Source organism: Erwinia endophytica (assembly GCF_009295515.1).
GTDB lineage: Bacteria > Pseudomonadota > Gammaproteobacteria > Enterobacterales > Enterobacteriaceae > Erwinia > Erwinia endophytica.
Genome location: NZ_RQVV01000003.1, coordinates 187,997 through 203,813, shown reverse-complemented (window position 1 = coordinate 203,813; position 15,817 = coordinate 187,997). Strand labels below are relative to the sequence as shown.

The window sequence follows — 15,817 nt, the reverse complement described above, 5'->3', positions numbered from 1 at the left end:
ATGAATCAGGAATTGGCTCATCAGCTCTGTACCCGCTTTTACCGTTATCTGGCCGTGAGCAGCCAGAGTGACGCTTCATCCACCACATTACCGAGTACACCAGGCCAGCATGATATGGCGAGGATGCTGGCGGATGAATTACAGGCAATGGGGTTACAGGAGGTGGTGATTGATCAGTACGCTACCGTCACCGCCGTGAAACCGGGCAATTGTCCTGCTGCGCCGCGCATTGGTTTTATCACCCACATTGATACGGTGGATGTCGGCCTTTCCCCGCATATTCATCCACAGATTCTGCGTTTTGAAGGGAAAGATCTGTGCCTCAACCCTCAGCAGGACATCTGGTTGCGCACGGCTGAACACCCTGAAATCAATGCTTATCATGGCCAGGATATTATTTTCAGCGATGGCACCAGTGTGCTGGGCGCGGATAACAAAGCCGCCGTTACTGTGGTGATGACACTGATGGAGAACCTCAGCCATGATACGCCGCATGGTGATATTGTGGTGGCGTTTGTACCGGATGAAGAGATTGGCCTGCGTGGAGCGAAAGCACTGGATCTTAAGCAGCGGTTTAACGTGGATTTTGCTTACACCATTGACTGCTGTGAATTGGGCGAAGTGGTGTACGAGAACTTCAACGCGGCGGCGGCCCAGATAACCTTTACCGGCGTGACGGCCCATCCGATGTCGGGGAAAGGGGTACTGGTCAATCCACTGCTGATGGCGTGGGATTTTATCGCTCACTTCGATCGTCAGCAGACACCGGAGCATACCGAAGGCCGCGAAGGGTATATCTGGTTTAACGACATGACGGCCAATGCCAGCGAGGCGCAGCTCAAAGCCTCCATTCGTGACTTCGATCTGGCCTCATTTGAACAGCGTAAAGATCAGTTACGGGAGGTGGCGGGAAAAATCGCCGCGCACTATCCAACCGGCAAGGTTGAACTGAAGATCAGTGATATTTACAGCAACATCAGTAACGCGATCGGCGAAGATCGCCGTGCTATCGAGCTGATCTTTCGTGCGCTGGAACAACTGAATATCATCGCGAAGATCACCCCAATGCGCGGTGGCACCGATGGCGCGGCATTGTCCGCTAAAGGCTTGCTGACGCCTAACTTTTTTACCGGTGCGCACAACTTCCACTCCAGATATGAGTTTCTGCCGGTTCCTTCGTTTGTGAAGTCTTATCTGGTGGCGGAAAAAATCTGCCTGTTGGCGGCTCAGGGATTAGGCGATTAACCACAACGATAATCTCGCGCCATTGATGGCGCGAGCCTGGCTGTCAGGAACAATGTTTTATCGGTTTTCCCGGTGCTTTAGGGGGCTGAGACCCCGAAGAGCGACTGACTTCTCTCTTATTTAACGCTGACATCAATTCCCGGGAAGAACTTAGCGGCAAGTTTGGTCACCGTGCCGTCAGCCTGAACTTTACTGATTGCGGCATCCAGTTCCTGCTTCAGTTTAGTATCGCCTTTACGCAGGCCAAAACCGATGCCGACGCCGAGAATCTGATCATCTTCAACAGGGTTACCGGCAAAACTAAAATCTTTACCCTGTGGTTTTGCCAGGAAGCCCGACTGCCCCGCCGCCGACATCACCAGCGTACCGTCAAGACGTCCGGCAACCATATCGTTATAAACCTGGTTTTGATCCTGATAAGACGTCACTGTTACTCCCTGCGGCTCCCAATGCTTCCTGGCGAACGTTTCCTGGACGGAACCCTGCAATACACCAATATTCTTACCTTTTAACGCGGCAACGGTTGGCGCAAGATTTGACCCTGTTTTAACGATCAATTGGCTGGGAATGCGGTAAATCGGTTTGGTGAAGTCGATACTTTTCATCCGTGCTGCCGTGATATTCATCGCTGAGTTGATGGCATCAAATTTTTTCGCGACCAGAGCCGGGATCAGCGCATCGAAGCTGCTCTCCACCCAACTGCACTTAAAGTTACCCACCTGGCAGATGGCTTTGCCTAACTCGATATCAAAGCCTTCCAGCTCACCAGACGCGTTACGACTTTCGAACGGTGGATACTGTGATTCCAGACCGTAACGCAACGTTTCCTGCGCCATTGCCGATACCGAAGACAGCAATCCTGCCGCGACTAACAGTACACTCAGTTTTTTCATCAACTTCCCCTCAGGAATATATTTTAGCGAGGCTTCACCCGGCACAGCGCTTCAGCGCCTGCCCGCAGTGTGGCATCGTCTTTTGCAAAAGAGAGACGGATCAATTTATTGTCGGTACCATCCGTGTAGAACGCCGAAAGTGGGATAGTTGCTACACCGTAATCAACAATGAGACGTTTTACCATTTCACTGTCGCTTTCGTCACTGAAATCCGCATAGCTGGCCAGCATAAAGAACGATCCCGCCGAAGGCAGCAGACGGAATGGCGAGGCGGCCAACAAGGCGATTAACGTATCGCGCTTACGCTGATAAAACTCACTCAGCCCCAGATAGTTTTCCGGCTGGCGCAGATAGTCGGCAAAGGCCACCTGCATTGGCGTATCGGCGGCATACATCATAAACTGATGCACTTTGACCAGTTCGGCCATCAGCTCTGCCGGCGCCAGGCAATAGCCCACCCGCCAGCCAGTCACATGGAACGTTTTACCAAAAGAGGAAACGATCACGCTACGCTGAGCCAGTTCCGTATGCGTGGCCATGCCCTGGTGTTGGCGGCCATCAAACAAAATGTGCTCATAGACCTCGTCAGACAACACCACAATATCGCTATTACGGATAATAGCCGCCAGTTGGTCCAGATCCTCGCGAGACAAGACCTGCGCACTCGGATTATGCGGAGTATTGATGATTATCATCCGGGTCCGCGGCGTAATGGCCGCCCGGACGTCATCCCAGTTAATAGCAAAATCCGGTAATTGCAACTTCAGCGCAACAGGGACGCCCCCTTGCAATCTAACCACCGGCGCGTAGCTGTCGAAAGCGGGTTCGAAGAAAATCACTTCGTCGCCCGCATGTACCAGTCCACTGATTGCCGCATAGATACCCTGACTGGCGCTCCCTGTAATCAGCACTTCGCTGTTCACATCATACTGCTGGCCATACAGCGTAAAGACCTTGCTGGCCAGCGCCTCTTTTAACGCGACCAGCCCGGTCATTGGCGCATACTGGTTATGCCCCTGTTCCATAGCCCGCATCACCCTCTGCACCAGCGCTGGATCACAAGGAAAATTAGGTGCGCCTTGCGACATGTTGATCGCATTATGCTGGGCTGAAAGCTGGCCAATCACGGAAAAAATGGTGGTGCCCACATCGGGAAGTTTGGATCGCGACGTTACAGAAGATTTGATGGTCATACTGTCTCCAGTAAAGAGGTAAGGCGGTGAGCCTTATTCAACGTGAGGAGGCTTGAGCCGACAAGCGAATTGTGGTCATAATAGCTATGACTTTTAAACATAGCTCAAAGGGATTTCATGTCACGGCGCCCGTTCCCGTTAAATGCAGTTTATGCCTTTATTGTCACCGCTCGCCATCTTAATCTGACTCATGCCGCCAAAGAGTTATGCATCACTCAAGGGGCCGTCAGCCGTAAGATTGCCGCGCTGGAAAACTGGCTGGGTTTTGCGCTTTTTGACCGCCATGCCCGGGGACTGCGTCTCACTCCGCAGGGTTCAAGTTTGCTGCCGGTGATGAAAAGTAACTTTGAACAGATGGTGCAGGCCGCGGAACAGGCCAGCAAAACACATGCCGCAGTACGCCTGAAAGCGCCAACCTGTGCCATGCGTTGGCTGGTGCCGAAACTGGTCGCGCTGGAACAGGCGCGGCCCGATCTTCACGTGGCACTGACCACCACCCTTGATCACAACAGCCAACTGGATAATTTTGATGCGGCTATCCTGTATGGCGCCCCCATTTCTGGCAGTTTCCGTTTGTTTGATGAGGAATTAACGCCTGTTATTGCCGCCAGTCTGCAGCCGGAATCTCCCTTGCTCGTTGAAGATTTATCGCGTTTTACCCTCCTCCATCCTACTGCCGATGGTCGTGACTGGCAGTTGTGGCTTAGCCAGCAGCAAACACGGGTGACCGCCAGACGCAACCAGCATTTCGATACCATGGACCTCGCCATCAGCGCGGCGATCCAAGGGTTTGGCGTGACCGTGGCGGATGTGACCTTGATCGAAGCTGATCTGGCGATGAAACGGCTGATCGCCCCCTTCAACGCCACCGTGAAAACGGGGGCTGTCTACAGCCTGGTTCAGCGCCCCTCTGCGGATGCGCCACCACAGTTATCGGAGCTGGTAGCCTGGTTAGTGTCTTAATTTCTTTTCCTTAATAGCAATGAAAATTGAGTTTTAGGAAGCTTTACGCTTAACTGTGCCTCAAATTTTAAAATAAGGATCGAATATGTTTGCGGCCATCAATAACGGCTTTTCCCGCCTCAGCGATCATCCGGACTTTGGTAAATTGATACTGCGCGTGTCTCTCGGTGCGCTTCTGCTGTTTCATGGTCAGTTCAAAGTACTGCATGGCGTGGGGTGGATTGCCTCACACCTCAAAGCGCATGGTATTCCCGGCTATGTGGCTTATGGCGCCTATCTTGGCGAAGTGGTCGCCCCAGTGATGGTGATTATCGGTCTGATGACGCGTCCGGCCGCTTTTATCATCGCGGTTAATCTGGTCGTGGCAACATTGCTGGTGAGAACCGGCGCGGTATGGCACCGCTCGGTCACTGGTGCATGGGCATTAGAAGATGAGGCATTTTACTTCTTCAGCGCCTGCGCCGTTATGCTGCTGGGCGCTGGCAGATACGGCTTAATCCGGAACCCCAGCCTGCAGTAATTATCATCAGGGGAGGCTCATTCCTGCTCGGGGCGGCGGTAGCCATAACGGTACTTTACCAGCAACATCAGTGATGTCAGCAGCGCCGGGATAGCCAGACTGGTGAAGACCTCGGTGATATGCCAGCCGATTGACAGCATCTGCGCCCCGGCAAATGCGCTAAGGATCGCGCCTATCCTCCCCACACCGTGCATCCAGCTGGATCCAGTGGCTCTCGCATGCGTCGGATAATAGCTGGCCGACAGTGCGTTCATCCCGGTATTAGCACCATTAAGGCAAAAGCCGCTGCAGAAGGCGACAAGGCTGAGAACCAGCGTATCGGCAGGCGCATAACCAATCGCCATGGTGATTATCGCACCAGCAAAGTAGATTGCCGCCAGCGCCAGATTTGCGTTGTACCGATCCATCAGCCAACCGGCAAACAGCGAGCCGATGGTGCCACCAGCCTGATACATCGCGGTCACCAGCGCGGCCTGGGTCACCGTCATCCCCAGATCCCTGACCAGTGAGGGCAGCCAGCTGCCGATGAGATACACCAGGAACAGCCCCATAAAATAGCCGCCCCACAGTAACACGCTCCCCAGCAGATAAGGACGACTCATCACCAACCGCACAGCCCCATGCTGTTGCGCCCTTTCCACCATAGTAAACTGGCTATCATGATGAACCTGATCGGGCACCATTTTCTCAATGATACGGCGGATTTTAGCAACCGGCGCATTGCGGGCCAGCAGAAAACACACTGACTCCGGCAGCCATTTCAGCAACATCGGCACGATCAATAATGGCAGTAAACCACCGACAATCAGTACTGACGGCCAGCCATAATGGGGAATCAGCCAGGAAGCCGCAAAACCGCCGCCAGCGGCACCAAAGGTAAAACCGCAGAATACCACGGTGATAATAAAGGCGCGTTTGCGTTCAGGAGAATATTCCGCTACCAGGGTGCCGACATTCGGCATCGCCGCCCCCAGCCCAAGTCCGGTAAGAAAGCGGAACAGCATCATTTGGTCGATGTTGTGTGAAAACGCGGTAGCCAGCGTCCACAAGCCAAAGAAGAACACGCTGCTCACGATGATCACCCGGCGACCAAAACGATCCGCTAACGGTCCGGCAAACATCGCGCCCAGCGCCAGACCAATCAGCGCAGCACTGATGACCACGCCCAACTGATGAGTGCTAACGTTCCAGGCAGTTTTGAGTGCCGGAGTAATAAAGCCCATCAGGGCGATATCCATCCCGTCCATTGCCACAACTGCGAAACAAAGGGCAATGATCCGTTGCTGGTAGCGACTGAGGTTGCCCTCATTAATCAAGGTACGTACATCGGTTGCAGCAATACTCTCCATGATAACGCTCCATGGGCCAGTGTTTGGTAAGCAGACTGGCATCAATTCCTGAAAAAAGTGTCAAGTATAATAGCGGATTGTCTTCTTCTTCACCTGCAAAAATACCGCCCTTCGCCAGATCAGGCAGTGGTTAGGGGCGATAATGAGAAATTTCATCAGTAAAAATGATGATTTCCACGGCAGATGACCAGGAAAGTGATAGAAACCGGGACAAAATGAGAAAGTGTTAATTAAATTCCCAACAAACGTAACATTTATGTAGTATCAAGCTTGTCTGCTGACAGAAACGCTGACTATGCTGGGGTATGGACAAAAATTACCTGTTTAATCAGCGCATTCGCCTGCGTCATTTACATACCTTTGTCGCCGTGGCTCAACAGGGCTCGCTGGGGCGTGCCGCCGAAAAACTGTCGCTCAGTCAGCCTGCCTTATCGAAAACGCTTAACGAACTTGAGGCGCTGGCCGGCACCCGCCTGTTCGAACGTGGAAGGCTGGGGGCTCAGCTTACAACGATGGGCGAACAGTTTCTGACCCATGCGGTGCGGATCCTGGATGCTCTCAATCATGCCGGTCAGTCCTTCAGTCCGGCGATACGGCAGGAACCCGCCACCTTAAGTGTTGGGGTTCTGACCACGGTGGCGTTGGGCATACTGCCTGCTATTCTGCAACGTTTTCATCAGCAGCAACCACAGACTCGGGTTCAGGTCGCGACGCTGCACAATAATGTACTGCTGGCGGGGTTGAAAGCGGGTGAATTTGATGTGTGCATTGGCCGCATGGCCGCTCCCGACATGATGACGGGCTTAAGCTATGAGTTGTTGTTCCTTGAATCATTACAACTGGTCGTCCGCCCCGAACATCCACTACTAAGTGACAACGTCACATTGTCACGCGCCCTTTCATTCCCGGTGGTCATCTCACCCGAAGGCACGGCGCCGCGCAGGATAGCCAATGCCTTACTTCAGGAACAAGGTTGTCAACTCCCTGCCTCGCTGGTCGAGACGTCAGCCACCTCTCTGGCCCGACAACTGGCACTACGTTATGACTATGTATGGTTTGTCCCTTCCGGGGCAATCAAGGACGATTTACTGCACCAGTCGTTGACGGCGCTACCGATTACTTCACTCGGTTCCGGCGAACCGGTTGGTATGATTACTCGCACGGGAGAGCCTCTGAGCATCAGTGCAGAGGTCCTGATGGCAACTATCCGTAAATCACCCTGTTAATTCAGCGGCTGCGTTTGGCGTGGCGTTCACGGTTATCCAGCCGGGCCTGATGACTCTTTTTCAGGCCAACATAACAGGCACCACTGCCGCCGTGCTTCGGTTGAGCACAACAAAAAGCCTGGACCTCTGCAAACTGCTGCAACCAGCGGAACACATAGCTACGCACAATATTGGCATGAGCTTCATCGTCACGGCCTTTACCATGAATAATTAGCACGTTGCGGAGGTTATCGCGTCGGGCTTCCAGCATAAAGCGGTACAGTGACTGGCGGCAAGTCTCCACCGGCTGGCGTAACAGGTTCAGGCTGGCATCCAGCGGGTACTTTCCAAGACGCAGTTTATCCAGCACACCTTGCTGTATGCCTTCCGCTTTATATTCCAGCGGGGTTTCCAGCGGCACGATGTTAATGAAACCACTGACCAGCGGATTATCCAGCAGCAGGTCTGCCATTTTCTGACGGGGATAGTGAGTCGGGGGGGATTTCAACCAAAGAATGTTGGCGCAATTCTTCAGCGGTGTGACATCTTCCATCGCCTCTTTGAACAGATCTTTATCGTCAAAGCTCATTATACGGGTCCCCCGGTGGCAACAAAAAATGATGGCATGGTTGTGGCATCCACCGGGCTAGTTTAGCAAAAGCTGGCTGAATTATTCCTTGTATGTCCCCAAAGCCCTGGCATTATGTGCCGCGATGGCATCCATTAGCGTCGGAGAAAGGCAATCATACGGGGGTAAGCTGATATCGCTCAATTGCTGACGAATGGCCGACATCTGTGAGACTGGCGTGCCTGTTTCAATCAGGGAAGAGACAAACGCCGCAAATTCTGGCGCGCTCCAGCCCTGATCATCAGAGAGTTCCGTGTGAATGAAGTCCAGACCATAAAAAGGATGCGCCGTATTCTCAATCCGTCCATACATGTGGGTGCCGCACTCCCGGCAGGCATGACGCTGGATCGGGGCTTTTTCATCAACAATAACCAGTTTTTCCTGATGTTCAGTCACGGTAACTTTATCCCGGGATACGACTGCGACCAGAGAAAAGATCGCACCTTTCGGTTTCCAGCATTTTGAACAGCCGCAGGCATGGTTATGTGCCGTCTGGGCATCCACTCTGACTTTAACCGGGTGGTGTTCGCACAGGCAGGTCAGCGTCCCCCCTTTAAATTCAGCGTCAGGTTGGTGGGGCATACCATTATCAAGTGCAGGGTGTAGTTTGATGACGTCCATATTGACTCCATTAATTACGGGCAGAACGGCCTGCCCGACAGTGAAAATCAGTAGTGAATAACGGTCCGGATGGATTTACCCTGGTGCATGAGCTCAAAAGCTTCATTAATATCATCCAGGGTCATGGTGTGCGTAACAAAAGGTTCCAGTTCGATGTCACCCTTCATGGCATCTTCAACCATACCCGGCAATTGAGTACGTCCTTTTACGCCACCAAAAGCGGAACCTTTCCAGACGCGCCCCGTCACCAACTGGAATGGACGGGTGGAAATTTCTTTGCCAGCGCCCGCCACCCCGATGATGACTGACTGTCCCCAGCCACGGTGTGCACTCTCCAGCGCCGCGCGCATGATATCGACGTTACCGATACACTCAAAGGTGTGGTCGATTCCCCACTTGTTGATATCCAGCAGGACATCTTTGATCGGTTTATCATGGTCATTCGGGTTGATACAGTCTGTGGCACCAAACTGTTTGGCTAACGCAAATTTTGTCGGGTTAGTATCTATGGCGATAATGCGCCCTGCTTTTGCCTGACGAGCCCCTTGTACCACCGCCAGCCCAATAGCGCCCAGACCAAAAATAGCCACAGAGTCACCCGGCTGTACTTTTGCCGTGTTGTGCACCGCACCAATCCCCGTGGTGACCCCACATCCCAGTAAGCAGACATGCTCATGGTTTGCCTGTGGATTGATTTTGGCCAGGGAAACTTCGGCCACGACAGTGTATTCACTGAACGTCGAGCAGCCCATGTAATGATAGAGCGGCTGACCGTTATAAGAAAAGCGAGTGGTGCCGTCAGGCATCAGGCCTTTTCCCTGGGTCTCCCGAACCGCGACGCAGAGGTTGGTTTTCCCGGATTGGCAGAATTCACATTTACCGCATTCAGCGGTATACAACGGGATAACATGATCACCCGGCTTAACGCTGGTTACCCCTTCGCCAACCTCAACGACAATACCGGCCCCCTCGTGTCCGAGTACAACCGGGAAAACGCCTTCCGGATCGTTTCCGGACAAGGTGAATGCATCCGTATGGCAGACCCCGGTATGGGTATTTTTGATCAACACCTCACCTTTCTTTGGCGGGGCGACATCAATCTCGACAATTTCCAGGGGTTTCCCTGGCGCAAAAGCAACTGCTGCGCGTGATTTCATGGAATATTATCTCCTTCTTTAATCTATGGATTGTCGCGGTTATTTGAGATAGGTTCGAACCAGTTCAATGGTATCGTTAACGGATTTACTGACTTCGAGACTGTAAACTTCATTCTGGTCGAATGTTTCCCGTATGTGACTTTCGAGCACTTCCGCCATTAATCCGTTTGCGGCACCGCGGACAGCGGCTATCTGCTGTAAAACAGCACGACACTCGGCGCCAGTTTCAAGCGATCTTTCCAGAGCATCAATTTGCCCCCGAATACGGCGAACCCGAGTGAGAATTTTCTTTTTTTCTTCTGGTGTACTGGGCATGACTCACCTGTTGTTAATTGAGATTTCATATACTATACACCAGTATTGATGCTGGTCAATGGATACTATATCCCAGTATAGGACATGTAGGTGCAAACAGGATTTGCGCGCTAAAAAAGCGAAAGCGTTAGCCTGTCAGTGTAGAAGCAAATCTGAAAAGTGCTCTTTTCAGCAATATTCAGGGAGGCATCATGAGATCGAGATAAGGGAGTTTTAAACAGAATGTCACTAAAAGTGACATTCATGGATTTAAGGTAGCTAAAACGACCTTACTCGGTTTCATTTTGTGAGCAAAAAATGATAAATTTGACCTCAGTCAATAATCAATCGAGCCTATAATTATGATCCCTGAAAAGCGTATTATCAGCAGACGCATTCAGTCTGGCGGATGTGCTATTCACTGTCAGGATTGCAGCATCAGCCAGCTTTGCATCCCCTTCACGCTGAACGAGCATGAACTCGATCAGTTGGATAATATTATTGAACGTAAGAAGCCGATTCAAAAAGGCCAGACCCTGTTCAAGGCCGGAGACGAACTTAAATCGCTATACGCTATTCGCTCTGGAACGATCAAAAGTTATACCATCACCGAACAGGGCGATGAGCAGATAACCGGCTTCCATCTGGCGGGTGATCTGGTCGGTTTTGATGCCATCAGTGCAGGCCAACATCCCAGCTTCTCTCAGGCGCTGGAAACCGCCATGGTGTGTGAAATTCCGTTTGAAACTCTCGACGACCTGTCCGGCAAGATGCCCAGTCTGCGCCAACAGATGATGCGTTTGATGAGTGGCGAGATCAAAGGCGACCAGGAGATGATCCTGTTGTTGTCGAAGAAAAATGCGGAAGAACGCCTGGCCGCCTTTATATACGGCCTGTCCCGCCGCTTCGGTGAACGAGGCTTCTCCCAGCGCGAGTTCCGCCTGACCATGACGCGTGGCGATATCGGCAACTACCTTGGCCTGACGGTGGAAACCATCAGTCGGCTACTGGGACGTTTCCAGAAGAGTGGCATGCTGGCCGTGAAAGGCAAATATATCACCATCGAAAATCATGACGAATTATCACTACTCGCCGGTCAGAGTCGTGCGATTGCCTGAACCCCAGAGCGGATTAATACTTTAGCCCAGCCATCTTCCACTGGGCCTTTCCTTCTGGTTCCTGGCCATGAACAGTGTAATCATTATTTGTTATAATATTGATCCAATTATAACTTTTCCCTTCTGAACCTGCCGCAATTGGGCTATCTTTAACCTACCCAGCGTATGGAGATCCCGTTATGGCTAAGTATCAAAACATTCTCGTGGTTGTCGATCCACAGCAAGACGATCAGCCAGCGCTCCGCCGCGCTGTCTACCTTAATCAGCGCCTGGGTGGACAGATAACCGCCTTCCTGCCTATCTATGATTTCTCTTATGAGATGACCACCCTGCTGTCACCCGATGAACGTATTGCTATGCGTCAAGGTGTCATCAGCCAGCGCACGGAATGGATCCGTGAGCAGGCCAAAGCCTATCTTGAAGCCGGTGTGGATATTGATATTAACGTTGTCTGGCATAGCCGCCCTTTTGAGGCGATTATTCAGGAAGTGCTCAACGGGCGTTATGACCTGGTGCTAAAGATGGCTCATCAACATGATCGTCTGCAGGCAGTGGTGTTTACGCCGACCGACTGGAACCTGCTGCGCAAATGCCCTTGTCCAGTATGGATGGTGAAAGACCAACCGTGGCCGGAGGGCGGTAAAGCGCTGGTTGCTGTTAACCTGGCGAGCGAAGAACCACACCATGACCCGCTAAACACCAAACTGGTGAAGGAGACACTGGAACTGGCGGAAATGGTTAACCATACCGAGGTACATCTGGTCGGCGCCTACCCTATTACACCGATCAATATTGCCATTGAACTGCCTGATTTTGATCCCAGCGTGTACAACGATGCCATCCGTGGACAGCATTTACTGGCAATGAAGGCGCTACGACAGCAATTCAGCATTGATGAGAAATTCACTCATGTAGATAAAGGGCTGCCGGAGGATGTGATCCCGGAGTTGGCCGAGCGACTGGATGCCGGTGTGGTAGTATTGGGGACGATTGGGCGCACCGGGCTTTCAGCCGCTTTCCTTGGTAATACCGCTGAGCAGGTCATTGATCATCTGCGTTGTGACCTGTTGGCAATTAAACCCGATGGTTTCACCTCACCGATTGAGCCGGATGAGGATATGGCGTGAAATTGCCGGGAACGGATAGAACAAGGGGACCCCGGGGTCCCCTTTTTACACACATCTGAACACCACCTTATGCCGGTGGTTTTTTACTTACAACACTTTCAAAATGGCATCCACAGTCGCTTTCGCATCGCCAAATAACATTTGCGTATTTTCTTTGAAGAATAGCGGATTTTGCACCCCAGCATAGCCCGTATTCATCGAACGCTTGAAGACCACGACATTCTGCGCCTTCCACACTTCCAGTACCGGCATGCCTGCAATCGGGCTGCGTGGATCTTCTTGCGCGGCCGGGTTAACGGTATCATTAGCACCGATGACCAACACGGTATCAGTATCGGCAAAGTCGTCATTGATCTCGTCCATTTCCAGAACAATATCGTACGGTACGCGAGCTTCTGCCAACAACACGTTCATATGTCCCGGCAAACGACCGGCTACCGGGTGGATGCCAAAACGAACTTTAATGCCGCGTGCGCGCAGCTTCTCGGTGATTTCGGCCACGGGATATTGTGCCTGCGCCACTGCCATACCGTATCCGGGTGTGATTATCACGGTATGAGAGTTCTTCAGCAGTTCCGCTGTTCCCTGCACATCAATTTCACGATACTCGCCTACTTCTTCGCTTTCACCGGTTGAGCTGCTGTCGGTGCCGAAGCCTCCGGCAATCACGCTGATAAACGATCGGTTCATCGCCTTACACATAATGTAAGACAGGATTGCCCCGCTTGAACCTACCAGCGCCCCGGTCACGATCAGCAGGTCGTTACTGAGCATAAAGCCCGCAGCCGCTGCCGCCCATCCCGAGTAAGAATTCAGCATCGATACCACTACGGGCATATCCGCACCACCGATAGAGGCAACCAGATGCCAGCCGAAAGCCAGTGCAATCAGTGTCATCACCAGCAGCGCAAACACTTCAACACCGGTACTGTTGGTACGTACAAAGATGATCAGCAGACACAGTGAGACGACCAGCGCCAGCAAATTCAGCTTGTGGCGATGTGGCAGCATTAGCGGACGGGAAGAGATCTTACCGCACAGTTTGCCAAAGGCGACCAGCGATCCCGTGAAGGTCACCGCACCAATAAAGATCCCCACGAATACTTCGCTCAGATGGATATTTTCCAGTATCGCATCCAGGCCAGGACCATGATCCAGATAACTGTTAAAACCGACCAGCACCGCCGCCAGACCTACAAAGCTGTGCAGCACGGCGACCAGTTCCGGCATTTCGGTCATCTCGACTTTCTGCGCCAGACGGACCCCGATAGCGCCACCAATGACCATCGCCAGTAATATCCAGGCAATGTTGCCGCTGTCCGGCCCCAAAATGGTCGCCAGCAGTGCAATAGCCATCCCCGAGATACCAAACAAGTTACCTTGTTTGGAGGTTTCATGTTTCGACAGCCCGGCAAGGCTGCATATAAAAAGAATTGCGGCAACAATGTATGCTGCAGTCACTAATCCGCCAGACATTGATTATCCCTTAGTTTTTACGAAACATTTTCAGCATGCGCTGAGTCACGGTGAAACCACCGAAGATGTTGATGCTGGCAATCATCACGGCAATAAAGGACAGGAAACTGACCCAGCCGCCGTGACCAATTTGCAGTACCGCGCCTACAACAATGATGCCGGAAATGGCATTGGTCACCGACATGAGCGGAGTATGCAATGCATGACTGACATTCCACACCACGTAATACCCCACCACACAGGACAGGGCAAATACAGTAAAGTGTGAAAGAAAAGCGGGCGGCGCAACGGTCGCGAACCAGCCAAACAGCACTATCGCCAGCGCGAATAACGCATATTTACGGAACGGAGACGCTGGTTTTTCTTCGACTTTTTCCGCGACACTCGCAGCGGCTGGCGCGGCTTTCGGCGCGGCAGAAACCTGGATAGGCGGAGCCGGCCAGGTGACTTCGCCATCGCGGATAACCGTCACACCACGCACCACCACGTCTTCAAAATCAATGGCAATCTCGCCATTTTTCTCTTTACAAAGCAGCTTCAGCAGATTAACCAGATTGGTGCCGTACAGTTGAGATGACTGGGTTGGCAGGCGGCTTGGCAGATCGGTATAGCCAATAATCTTCACGCCGTTTTCCGTGGTCGTCACCTGATCAGCAACAGTCAACTCACAGTTGCCGCCCGTTTGTGCCGCCAGATCGACAATGACGCTGCCTGGCTTCATTGACGCAACCATTTCTGCGGTAATCAGCGTCGGTGCCGGACGTCCGGGGATCAGCGCCGTGGTGACAATAATGTCAACCTCTGCTGCTTGCGCGGCAAATAACGCCATCTCAGCCTTAATAAAAGCCTCGGACATCACTTTGGCATAACCGTCACCGCTGCCTGCTTCCTCTTCAAAATCTAATTCAAGGAATTCAGCCCCCATACTCTGAACCTGCTCTTTGACTTCCGGGCGGGTATCAAATGCACGGACAATAGCGCCCAGGCTGCCAGCCGCACCGATTGCGGCCAGACCGGCCACTCCGGCGCCAATCACCATCACTTTCGCGGGCGGCACTTTGCCCGCAGCGGTTATCTGACCGGTAAAGAAACGGCCAAATTCGTGTGCCGCTTCCACGATTGCACGGTAGCCTGCGATATTGGCCATTGAGCTGAGCGCATCAAGAGACTGCGCGCGCGAAATACGCGGCACGGCATCCATCGACATCACGGTCATTTTGCGGGTGGCCAGTTTTTCCAGCAGATCCGGATTCTGGGCCGGCCAGATAAAGCTCACCAATGTGCCGCCTTCGCGGGTCAGTGCGATTTCTTCGTCAGTCGGCGCATTGACCTTCAAAACGATATCGGACTGCCAGACACTGTCGGTATCGGCGAGTGTAGCCCCAGCAGCGACATAAGCGGCATCGTCGAAACTGGCCAGTTTACCCGCCCCACTTTCAACCACGACACTAAAGCCCAGAGCCAGCAACTGCTCAACCGTTTTCGGTGTCGCCGCTACGCGTGCTTCGTTGGGCAATCGCTCTTTGGTTATTCCAATTAGCATAATATTCCCTTTCATCAGAGATGAGATTGTTCCTCACTGCGCCAGCCTGCGCAGGAAGTGTTTCAAACTGTTTATAACCTACTGAAATTATGACTGACAATCCAGCTATCGCAGGCGCATTTCTCTGCTTTTCATATAAAAATTCAGAGGCAAGTGACAAAAACGCTATTTCAGCACTGAATTTACGCAATAATTGCGCATATCCTGCTAATTGAATTCAGGACTAATCCTGCGTTCTTCGCATCATAAAAGCATTAATTAACAAGTTGTTAATGATATTATTGATATCAATAATCGCTATAACAGATAAACAAGCAAAAAAAGCCAAAGCTAACATTTTTTTAATATGTTCAACTCCCCTGCTTTGCCTGAGTACTCATTCCGCTCAAAATGGCTGAGACAGGATGTATTATTACATGCAATAATCGGCAGCTAATCTGTTACACATCAAGAGTCCAGCACGTTTTCGTACTCATTTTTTGCGT

At 52.1% G+C, this 15,817-nt stretch carries 16 protein-coding genes; 6 read left to right on the top strand and 10 right to left on the bottom strand.

The window, feature by feature from the left end:
* On the top strand, positions 1-1,245 hold the full coding sequence (gene pepT / locus EH228_RS01145) for a peptidase T (protein ID WP_152319870.1): 1,245 nt from the start codon (positions 1-3) through the stop codon (positions 1,243-1,245).
* Between the two features lie 116 nt (positions 1,246-1,361).
* On the opposite strand, the gene EH228_RS01140 is transcribed toward pepT, so the two are convergent.
* Together EH228_RS01140 and EH228_RS01135 are read right to left on the bottom strand one after the other, a co-directional pair.
* Positions 1,362-2,138 carry a transporter substrate-binding domain-containing protein gene (locus EH228_RS01140; protein WP_152319869.1) on the bottom strand — a complete coding sequence of 259 codons (777 nt, stop codon included), beginning with the start codon at positions 2,136-2,138 and terminating at the stop codon, positions 1,362-1,364.
* A 23-nt stretch (positions 2,139-2,161) separates the two neighbouring features.
* The gene (locus EH228_RS01135) at positions 2,162-3,331 is read right to left on the bottom strand and encodes a methionine aminotransferase (protein ID WP_152319868.1); all 1,170 of its coding nucleotides are present in this window, start codon (positions 3,329-3,331) and stop codon (positions 2,162-2,164) included.
* Between the two features lie 117 nt (positions 3,332-3,448).
* On the opposite strand from EH228_RS01135, the gene EH228_RS01130 reads away from it, so the two are divergent.
* Both EH228_RS01130 and EH228_RS01125 read left to right on the top strand, forming a co-directional pair.
* Positions 3,449-4,294, top strand: coding sequence for a LysR family transcriptional regulator (locus EH228_RS01130; RefSeq protein WP_152319867.1), 846 nt, complete (start codon positions 3,449-3,451; stop codon positions 4,292-4,294).
* 85 nt (positions 4,295-4,379) lie between these two features.
* Positions 4,380-4,814 carry a DoxX family protein gene (locus EH228_RS01125; protein WP_152319866.1) on the top strand — a complete coding sequence of 145 codons (435 nt, stop codon included), beginning with the start codon at positions 4,380-4,382 and terminating at the stop codon, positions 4,812-4,814.
* 17 nt (positions 4,815-4,831) lie between these two features.
* Here the strand turns inward: EH228_RS01125 and EH228_RS01120 are convergent, their stop codons facing one another.
* Positions 4,832-6,163: an MFS transporter gene (locus EH228_RS01120; RefSeq protein ID WP_152319865.1), complete on the bottom strand. Its 1,332-nt coding sequence runs from the start codon at positions 6,161-6,163 to the stop codon at positions 4,832-4,834.
* 305 nt (positions 6,164-6,468) lie between these two features.
* Between EH228_RS01120 and EH228_RS01115 the strand changes: the two genes are divergently transcribed.
* Positions 6,469-7,389 (top strand): LysR substrate-binding domain-containing protein, encoded by a 921-nt coding sequence (locus EH228_RS01115; RefSeq protein ID WP_152319864.1) that lies wholly within the window; start codon positions 6,469-6,471, stop codon positions 7,387-7,389.
* 1 nt (position 7,390) lies between these two features.
* Here the strand turns inward: EH228_RS01115 and smrA are convergent, their stop codons facing one another.
* The 4 genes from smrA to frmR all read right to left on the bottom strand — a co-directional run bounded on the left by smrA (position 7,391) and on the right by frmR (position 10,089).
* On the bottom strand, positions 7,391-7,957 hold the full coding sequence (gene smrA, locus EH228_RS01110) for a DNA endonuclease SmrA (protein WP_152319863.1): 567 nt from the start codon (positions 7,955-7,957) through the stop codon (positions 7,391-7,393).
* Between the two features lie 81 nt (positions 7,958-8,038).
* Entirely contained in the window at positions 8,039-8,617 is a 579-nt protein-coding gene (gene gfa / locus EH228_RS01105; RefSeq protein ID WP_152319862.1) for an S-(hydroxymethyl)glutathione synthase, read from the bottom strand.
* Between the two features lie 47 nt (positions 8,618-8,664).
* A complete protein-coding gene (locus EH228_RS01100) occupies positions 8,665-9,774 on the bottom strand; it encodes an S-(hydroxymethyl)glutathione dehydrogenase/class III alcohol dehydrogenase (protein ID WP_152319861.1) in 1,110 nt (369 codons plus the stop codon).
* A gap of 39 nt (positions 9,775-9,813) precedes the next feature.
* Complete coding sequence (gene frmR / locus EH228_RS01095) at positions 9,814-10,089, bottom strand: formaldehyde-responsive transcriptional repressor FrmR (protein ID WP_152319860.1); 276 nt, start codon at positions 10,087-10,089, stop codon at positions 9,814-9,816.
* A gap of 341 nt (positions 10,090-10,430) precedes the next feature.
* Here frmR and EH228_RS01090 point away from each other — a divergent pair, with 341 nt between their 5' ends.
* Positions 10,431-11,186: an FNR family transcription factor gene (locus tag EH228_RS01090; RefSeq protein ID WP_152319859.1), complete on the top strand. Its 756-nt coding sequence runs from the start codon at positions 10,431-10,433 to the stop codon at positions 11,184-11,186.
* Between the two features lie 179 nt (positions 11,187-11,365).
* Positions 11,366-12,313 (top strand): universal stress protein UspE, encoded by a 948-nt coding sequence (gene uspE, locus EH228_RS01085; RefSeq protein WP_152319858.1) that lies wholly within the window; start codon positions 11,366-11,368, stop codon positions 12,311-12,313.
* 87 nt (positions 12,314-12,400) lie between these two features.
* On the opposite strand, the gene pntB is transcribed toward uspE, so the two are convergent.
* The 3 genes from pntB to EH228_RS01070 are packed head-to-tail and all read right to left on the bottom strand — an operon-like array spanning position 12,401 to position 15,522.
* Positions 12,401-13,789: a Re/Si-specific NAD(P)(+) transhydrogenase subunit beta gene (gene pntB, locus EH228_RS01080; protein ID WP_152319857.1), complete on the bottom strand. Its 1,389-nt coding sequence runs from the start codon at positions 13,787-13,789 to the stop codon at positions 12,401-12,403.
* 10 nt (positions 13,790-13,799) lie between these two features.
* On the bottom strand, positions 13,800-15,332 hold the full coding sequence (gene pntA / locus EH228_RS01075) for a Re/Si-specific NAD(P)(+) transhydrogenase subunit alpha (protein ID WP_152319856.1): 1,533 nt from the start codon (positions 15,330-15,332) through the stop codon (positions 13,800-13,802).
* A complete protein-coding gene (locus EH228_RS01070) occupies positions 15,262-15,522 on the bottom strand; it encodes a hypothetical protein (protein WP_152319855.1) in 261 nt (86 codons plus the stop codon). The genes pntA and EH228_RS01070 overlap by 71 nt, the downstream gene beginning before the upstream one ends.
* Between the last annotated feature and the right edge of the window lie 295 nt (positions 15,523-15,817).

Coding starts and splice junctions, on each gene's coding strand:
- EH228_RS01100 (WP_152319861.1), bottom strand. CDS start 9,774: ATGAAATCACGCGCAGCAGTTGCTTTTGCGCCAGGGAAACCCCTGGAA.
- gfa (WP_152319862.1), bottom strand. CDS start 8,617: ATGGACGTCATCAAACTACACCCTGCACTTGATAATGGTATGCCCCAC.
- EH228_RS01090 (WP_152319859.1), top strand. CDS start 10,431: ATGATCCCTGAAAAGCGTATTATCAGCAGACGCATTCAGTCTGGCGGA.
- EH228_RS01135 (WP_152319868.1), bottom strand. CDS start 3,331: ATGACCATCAAATCTTCTGTAACGTCGCGATCCAAACTTCCCGATGTG.
- frmR (WP_152319860.1), bottom strand. CDS start 10,089: ATGCCCAGTACACCAGAAGAAAAAAAGAAAATTCTCACTCGGGTTCGC.
- EH228_RS01125 (WP_152319866.1), top strand. CDS start 4,380: ATGTTTGCGGCCATCAATAACGGCTTTTCCCGCCTCAGCGATCATCCG.
- EH228_RS01140 (WP_152319869.1), bottom strand. CDS start 2,138: ATGAAAAAACTGAGTGTACTGTTAGTCGCGGCAGGATTGCTGTCTTCG.
- EH228_RS01115 (WP_152319864.1), top strand. CDS start 6,469: ATGGACAAAAATTACCTGTTTAATCAGCGCATTCGCCTGCGTCATTTA.
- pntA (WP_152319856.1), bottom strand. CDS start 15,332: ATGCTAATTGGAATAACCAAAGAGCGATTGCCCAACGAAGCACGCGTA.
- EH228_RS01130 (WP_152319867.1), top strand. CDS start 3,449: ATGTCACGGCGCCCGTTCCCGTTAAATGCAGTTTATGCCTTTATTGTC.
- pntB (WP_152319857.1), bottom strand. CDS start 13,789: ATGTCTGGCGGATTAGTGACTGCAGCATACATTGTTGCCGCAATTCTT.
- EH228_RS01120 (WP_152319865.1), bottom strand. CDS start 6,163: ATGGAGAGTATTGCTGCAACCGATGTACGTACCTTGATTAATGAGGGC.
- smrA (WP_152319863.1), bottom strand. CDS start 7,957: ATGAGCTTTGACGATAAAGATCTGTTCAAAGAGGCGATGGAAGATGTC.
- uspE (WP_152319858.1), top strand. CDS start 11,366: ATGGCTAAGTATCAAAACATTCTCGTGGTTGTCGATCCACAGCAAGAC.
- pepT (WP_152319870.1), top strand. CDS start 1: ATGAATCAGGAATTGGCTCATCAGCTCTGTACCCGCTTTTACCGTTAT.